At 61.2% G+C, this 4,149-nt stretch carries 5 protein-coding genes; 1 reads left to right on the top strand and 4 read right to left on the bottom strand.

The window, feature by feature from the left end; genetic code table 11:
• The 4 genes from WEA77_RS06655 to hemE all read right to left on the bottom strand — a co-directional run.
• The coding region (locus tag WEA77_RS06655) for a Rho termination factor N-terminal domain-containing protein (RefSeq protein ID WP_368067086.1) at nucleotides 1-311 on the bottom strand (311 nt) is incomplete at its 3' end.
• Between the two features lie 139 nt (nucleotides 312-450).
• The gene (locus WEA77_RS06660; RefSeq protein ID WP_368067087.1) at nucleotides 451-882 is read right to left on the bottom strand and encodes a CopD family protein; all 432 of its coding nucleotides are present in this window, start codon (nucleotides 880-882) and stop codon (nucleotides 451-453) included.
• A gap of 9 nt (nucleotides 883-891) precedes the next feature.
• A complete protein-coding gene (hemH, locus tag WEA77_RS06665; RefSeq protein WP_368067088.1) occupies nucleotides 892-1,965 on the bottom strand; it encodes a ferrochelatase in 1,074 nt (357 codons plus the stop codon).
• Nucleotides 1,966-1,973: 8 nt separating this feature from the next.
• On the bottom strand, nucleotides 1,974-3,011 hold the full coding sequence (hemE, locus tag WEA77_RS06670) for a uroporphyrinogen decarboxylase (protein WP_368067089.1): 1,038 nt from the start codon (nucleotides 3,009-3,011) through the stop codon (nucleotides 1,974-1,976).
• Between the two features lie 346 nt (nucleotides 3,012-3,357).
• Between hemE and WEA77_RS06675 the strand changes: the two genes are divergently transcribed.
• On the top strand, nucleotides 3,358-4,149 hold a 792-nt coding region (locus WEA77_RS06675), incomplete at its 3' end, for a pyruvate, water dikinase regulatory protein (protein ID WP_368067090.1).

The raw sequence follows: 4,149 nt of genomic DNA on the forward strand, positions 1-4,149 counted from the left end.
GTGCGGATATTCGCCTTCTTGAGAACTTCGGGTCTGACATAGATATCGTCCGGGCCCGGCAGATAGTTCGATTCCGGCGAGCGCAGAAATCCGAAACCGTCGACCAGGACTTCGAGCACACCCTGGCCCGTAATCTCGACTTCGCTGTCAGCCAGCTCCTTCAGGATCGCGAAGAGCATGTCCTGCGTCCGCATCGAGGACGCATTCTCGACCTCGAGCTCTTCGGCATAGAGGAGAAGTTCTTCAGGCGATTTCGCCTTCAGTTCGCGCAGAGTCACGCTGGTAAGGTTGTCGAGCATCGAGGAAGCCATTCGGAGCGGTCCGGATCTTGAATTTAGTCAGGGGGGGGCCGGTCAGGAGTAAATACGAGGCACCACGAGGATTGGGCGCACCGGCTGAAATCCTCATCGCCAATTTGCCCGGTAACGTCAAGCCGGAAAGGATGTCCGCTCAGAACGGCCTCACGATCACCATTATCACGACGCCGATCATCATGATGAACGGAACTTCGTTAAGCATGCGCAAGGTCTTTGCCTGGACCGTGCCGGTGACGGCATCGACCCGCTTGCCGAGGGTGATGAAGTAACCCTGGAGGCCGCTGATCCCCAGAACGAGCAGCAGCTTGGCGTGCATCCAGCCTTGCGTCAGTAAATCTGGGTTCAGATATAGCATCCAGATTCCGAGGACCCAGACAAGTCCAAGACTTGGATTGAGGATGATCCGCTTCAGGCGCGCCGAGGCGTCTTTCATCGTCTCGAACAGAGGTTCGCCCGGCCGGCTCGAGAGCTGGTGGATCTTGTAGCGGGGATAGATGAGCAGGCCTGCCATCAGGGCCACCACGAAGATCAGATGGGCTGACTTGACCCAGAGATAGATATCCATGCCCCAGTCCTATTGCGCGGGCTCGACCATCCGCTCGCCCGCCTTATGATGAGTGGCGGCATGCGGGCATCCCGTCCAGTCCGAAGGGCAAAGCCGCCCGCCGGCGCAGGAGCGGATGTCTGACTTCATCCCCAGCGCGGCAACCGTCTCGTCTGCCAGCGTGCGGATGAAACCCGGATGTGTGCCAAGCGCTTCGACGCGCGTATAGCTCGCCGCGCCGTCCTTCTCCGCAACAAGGCGGTATTCCTCGCCGAGCTCAACCAGCGTTTCGATATGTTCGGAGACAAAGGCGATCGGCGCGATCAGGATGTGCTTGCGGGCCTTAGCCGCGCGCTCGACTTCTGCTTCTGTCGCCGGGCCGATCCATTTCAACGGGCCTACGCGGGACTGGTAGCAGGGGATTACTTCCCAGTGCGCAGGCACCCGGCCGGCAATCATCTCGGCCAGCGCCTCGCACTGCCACTGGTAGGGATCGCCGTCGCGGACCACCTGTTCGGGCAGGCCGTGCGCCGACAGCAGCAGGGTCACCTGCCCAGGCTCTCCCGCGCGCCGGTGTGCTTCGAGGATGCGCTCCACATGCGCGGACACGAAATTTTCGTCGAAGGGATAGCAGCAGACCGTCTTGGCCTTGCCTTTGAAGGCCGACTTCCATGCCGACAGCGAGGAGCCCGTCGTCGTGGTCGAGAACTGAGGATAGAGCGGCAGCAGCACCACTTCATCCGCGCCCCAGCGTTTCACATCGGCGGCAGCTTCTTCGGTGAATGGGTGCCAGTAGCGCATCGCGATGAAGCACCGCACTTCGTTGCCTGGCAGCGATTTCGACAGCTCCGCTTCCAGCGCCCGCGCCTGCAATTGCGTTTCGCGCAGGAGGGGAGACCCGCCGCCCGCATCCATCATCGCATAATTCTTGATCACCGCCGGGGCGCGGGTGCGCGAGATCAGACGCGCCAGGAACCAGCGCAGCGGCAAAGGGGCGCGGATGATCGCCGGATCGCGGAACAGGTTCTTGAGGAAGGGCTGCACGGAGGCCGGTTTATCGGGGCCGCCGAGATTGAACAATACAACGGCGATCTTGCGGCCCATAAGCGGACTTATCCTTTTCGAATCCGGGCCAGAACGCGCTCGACGTTCGCGATAGGCGTTTCAGGTCGAACACCGTGGCCGAGGTTGAATATATGGGGACGACCCCGGTAGGCGTCCAGAAGCTGATCCACCCTCGCGTCAAGACGCGCACCTCCCTCAATCAGCAGCAACGGATCGAGATGGCCCTGAACCGGGAAATTCGCCGGCAGGGCGCTATTGATGAATTTCGGCACCGCCGCCGTATCGAGGCCGACGCCCGTCACACCGGTTGCCACCACATAATCGGGTACCATCACGCCAGCGCCGCGCGGAAAGCCGATGATCGGCACCGTCACACCCATGCCGCGAAGGCGCGCAACCAGCTTCCTGGTCGGGGCAATGATCACTTCCTCAAAGATATTGTCCGGCAGGCCCTCAGCCCAGCTGTCAAACAGCATCAGCGCATCGGCGCCGGCCTCGACCTGCGCGGCGAGATAATGCGCGGTGGCCTCGCCAACGAGATCCATCGCAGCCGCGAGATCGTCCTTGCGGCCATGTGCCCACCTCCAGGCCATCGACTTGTCGGTCTTACCCCGGCCCTCAACGGCGTAGAGGGTCACCGTCCAGGGGGAGCCTGCAAACCCGATCAGCGCGCAGGAAGGTGGCAGCTCGGCTTTGACCCGCGAGACGGTTTCATACACCGGCGACAGCTTGTCCGCGGCAGCCTGCGGCTTGACCCGTGCCAGATCAGACGGCCCATTGATCACTTCGACCAGGGGGCCTTCGCCCTTCTCGAACATGACGCTAAGACCCATCGCATCGAGGATCAACAGGATGTCGGCAAACAGGATCGCCGCGTCCATGCCGTACCGGCGCACCGGTTGCATCGTCGCTTCGGCGGCAAGAGACGGTGTGTAGCAGAAATCCAGAAAGTCACGGGCACGGGCACGCGTTTCGAGATATTCCGGTAGGTGACGCCCTGCCTGCCGCATCATCCAGACCGGGGGCGGGGAAGCCGGCATTCCAGCCAGCACGTCCAGAAACTTTTTCCCCCCGGTAGCTGTCATTGGCCAAACCCTTTCCATCCGATTTCAAACGGGCCCGTCAGGGCACTTATAGTTATGAAGCTGATCATATACTGGAGAGCGCAGTTTTTCAGGCCTTGTCCACCAAAATCCACAAGCGAGTCACAAGCGCCGCTCGCCTTGGAGGCGACCAGAATCTTCACGAGTCTCAATGGTTAACGCAAGGTTAAAGGTCTCATCGGAATCACAGGATGGAACAAGCGGAGATCAGGGCGGAACCGAATTTACCCAGTTGTGGAATGCATGTGTGTCCCTGTGGGGCAGGGCGCATTCCACAGGCGAGTCACAACCCTTGTGCAAAACGGGAAGCCCCGGCAAGACAGGGCGCATGACCCGGCCGACCCGTCCCGCCATCTACTTCAATGTTCACCTCGTTTCGGACTCGACCGGCGAGACGCTGAACGCCGTCCAACGCGCGGCCTGCGCCCAGTTCGAGAATGTCCAGCCGCTCGAGCACAATTACTACCTCGTGCGTTCCGAACGCCAGCTCGAACGCGTCACACGCGAGATCGAAGCCGCGCCGGGGGTGGTCTGGTACACGATCTCGGACGCGGCGCTGCGTGCCCGGCTAGAATCTTTCTGCCGTGAGCGGAGCATCCCGACACTGCCGGTGCTGGATCCTTCCATCGCTATGCTCAGCCGACATCTTGGTGTCGCTGCCAACAACCGCGTGGCAGGCCAGCACGCGATGGACGAAGATTATTTCGAGCGCATGGAGGCGATCAATTTCACACTCGCCCATGACGATGGCCAGAACATGGAAAGCCTGATCGGCGCCGATGTCATTCTCCTCGGTGTGAGCCGCACATCGAAGACACCGACCTGCGTATATCTCGCGAACCGCAAGGTGCGCGCCGGAAATATCCCACTGGTACCGGGCGCGGGGCTGCCGGATTTCCTGGAGAAGATGGGCGACAAGGGGCCGCTGGTCGTCGGTCTCAAGATTTCCGCCGAACGCCTCGTCCAGATCCGGCGCCAGCGCCTGATCTCACTGAACCAGGATGATGCCGGCGACTATGCCGACGAAGAAGCGGTGCGCGAGGAAATCACGCAGGCGAACCGCTTTTTCCAGCGCAACCAGTGGAAGACCATCGATGTCTCGCGCCGCTCGGTGGAAGAA

Origin of the sequence: Hyphomonas sp. (assembly GCF_040882205.1) — a bacterium.
Taxonomy (GTDB): domain Bacteria; phylum Pseudomonadota; class Alphaproteobacteria; order Caulobacterales; family Hyphomonadaceae; genus Hyphomonas.